2 protein-coding genes and 1 pseudogene are annotated in these 2,274 nt (G+C 44.8%); all 3 read right to left on the minus strand.

Features of this window, described 5'->3' with window-relative positions; all coding sequences use genetic code 11:
* Positions 1-37: 37 nt before the first annotated feature.
* On the minus strand, positions 38-325 hold the full coding sequence (locus tag PVV60_RS10210) for a phage tail assembly protein (protein ID WP_273724330.1): 288 nt from the start codon (positions 323-325) through the stop codon (positions 38-40).
* A gap of 2 nt (positions 326-327) precedes the next feature.
* Positions 328-834 carry a phage major tail tube protein gene (locus tag PVV60_RS10215; RefSeq protein ID WP_273724331.1) on the minus strand — a complete coding sequence of 169 codons (507 nt, stop codon included), beginning with the start codon at positions 832-834 and terminating at the stop codon, positions 328-330.
* A pseudogene (locus tag PVV60_RS10220) lies at positions 834-2,224 on the minus strand (phage tail sheath subtilisin-like domain-containing protein). The gene PVV60_RS10215 and the pseudogene PVV60_RS10220 overlap by 1 nt, the downstream one beginning before the upstream one ends.
* Positions 2,225-2,274: the final 50 nt, after the last annotated feature.

The raw sequence follows: 2,274 nt of genomic DNA on the forward strand, positions 1-2,274 counted from the left end.
TCTGAAAGGGACCAATGGAACACAATGGCAATATCGGCTATGAGTTTTGCGGCGGTTTCCCAGTCGAGGTATCCCGCCGTTTGGTAAAAGACTCCAAAATCTCTCCAAGATTTGCCATGTCGCCGCCATCAAGTTCCCCAACAGCTTCATATGGCCATCCCGAAAGGCGTGCGATCATAGTTACCACCTGATCAGTGCCTTCCTTTTTATCAATGGCTTGCATGTCTTTTACTTTGATGCGCCGTAAGGTAATTTCGGTGTGTTCTTTTCCTTCAAAGGTAACCGGTACAAGTAATTTATGTGTAATGCTTGTTTGTACTGTCATTTTCATAATCCTATGTTTTCTCTATGATCTGCTAATTGATTGACGCCATTAAATTTTCTGATGAGGTTTAGGACGTCTATCTCAACGATTTCAACGTCTTTCTGGACATATTTGAAATACTGTAATGTGAATGTTGCTGTGGATGTTGCTTTGCTCCCCGGTTGCCATTCTGCCATTTCAAAGCCTTTGCATAGTCCTCTCATGGTAATGACAACACCTTCTGCAGGTGTGCCTTGCGCTTGCATTGAACTTCGTAATGAAATGTCGACATCAGTGCGCCCCAACAGTGCCATCAACTCTGGAGAGCAATCAGAAATGGTCATGGTGAGAATGAGAGTTTCAAGACCAAGGTCAACTTCAATGGAGGAATCCATGCCTCCGCCACGATAACTTTCAACAACCAAGTTCAAATTCGGTAATGTTACGCTTTCACATTTTGCTTGATAGGGAATGCCGTCGACAAAAATGTTAAAATATTTCAAAACTCTTGGTAAAACGGGGATAGCCATTAAAAAATCTCCTCTAAATAATCATTCACAATGCGTGAACGGAATGTGATGTGTTCTGCTGGTGTTGTTGGTGTGAATTCGACATTGAAATAGACTCTGCCGCTTTCAATAGCGCTTGCTGTATTCAACTCTAGATCAGGTGTACAACGCCCACCAAGAATGGCGCCTTGTGCTTTTAAATCACGCAAATAGGCATTGACGCTTTCACTCACGTCACTCATGTAGGTTTTTTTGATATTGCGGTCGACAGCCCATAGATGCCCGCGCAAAATGGCATCATTGATCATATCTGCGGTTCTCACCACCGATAAGAAAGCAAATTTTGTATCACTTGAAAGGGTGCGATTACCCCAGAGGCGATAACCATTTTCGCGGATAATTGTTGTGATGTTTTGTTCGTTAAGAAGGTTGGCGCGGCTTGATCTGTCCCCAATGGAAAAATCAATGGGACGCGCAGTGCCAACAATGCCATTGATCACTTTGTTTGAAGGAGAATGCCAAAACCCGTGTGTAAAATCAGTTTTAGCAATGACACCTGCAACTGCTGCACTTGCTGGCTGTTCTACAATTTTCCCATCATGATTCACTTTTACAAATGGATCAATGAGAATGGCGCGCTTTGAATCAAAATCCTTTGCTGCACTAAGGGCTGCTTCATTTGTCGTGTTTGGGGCATCAAGCACCACAATAGCGCGTAGGCGTTCAGCAATGCCAATGAGTTCTGCCGCTACTGGATTAGAGGTTGTACTGATTTCGGCTTTGGCTGTCGCTTCAGTGCCATCTCCTTCAATTGTCACATTTGGGGCGGTGTGATAATCAAAGCCACTGTCCTTAATGACAAGTGACGTTACTTTTCCATCTTTCAGGATTGCTTCTGCTTCTGCACCGCCGGCAATTTTAACGATTGCTTGAGAGTAACCACTTCCTTGGTTTATCACATCAATCTTGCTAAGACTGATAGGGCGTTTGTGCGTAAAGCCTGGAGCAATCAGAATGCGTGGTGTTTGTCCCACAATGGATTGTGCTCCGATCAAAGCATGGACGCCTTCATAAGCGCCATTTGCATTCACACCGCCCAGAACATTGGTGAGAGTTGCATTTTCATTGTCACCTTCTTTTACGCGCACGACAACAACAATGGCACCCACTTGCTTGAAAATGAGATCAAGGGCATTGGGTAGGGTGCCTTGACGCTTACCTGTTTTATCCAGTTTAGCGGCTTGTGAAAGTGAACCCGTTACCAAAACGGGCGTGTTAAGAGGAAGGCTCGGTCATCAGCATCGGGCGCTGTGCCAACAATCCCGATAACTGCCGATTGTACCGCGCGAAGGGGACGGGTGCCGTCGTCAACCTCGACAACTTCAACACCGTGTAGAAAACCTGTTGCCATACTTTATGCTCCTTTAAATATTGGTGAATGAAAATGAATGGGAAAAATGA

Origin of the sequence: Bartonella sp. AU18XJBT, from assembly GCF_028618595.1 — a bacterium.
In the GTDB taxonomy this organism is placed as follows: Bacteria; Pseudomonadota; Alphaproteobacteria; order Rhizobiales; family Rhizobiaceae; genus Bartonella.

Coding starts and splice junctions, on each gene's coding strand:
- PVV60_RS10215 (WP_273724331.1), bottom strand. CDS start 834: ATGGCTATCCCCGTTTTACCAAGAGTTTTGAAATATTTTAACATTTTT.
- PVV60_RS10210 (WP_273724330.1), bottom strand. CDS start 325: ATGACAGTACAAACAAGCATTACACATAAATTACTTGTACCGGTTACC.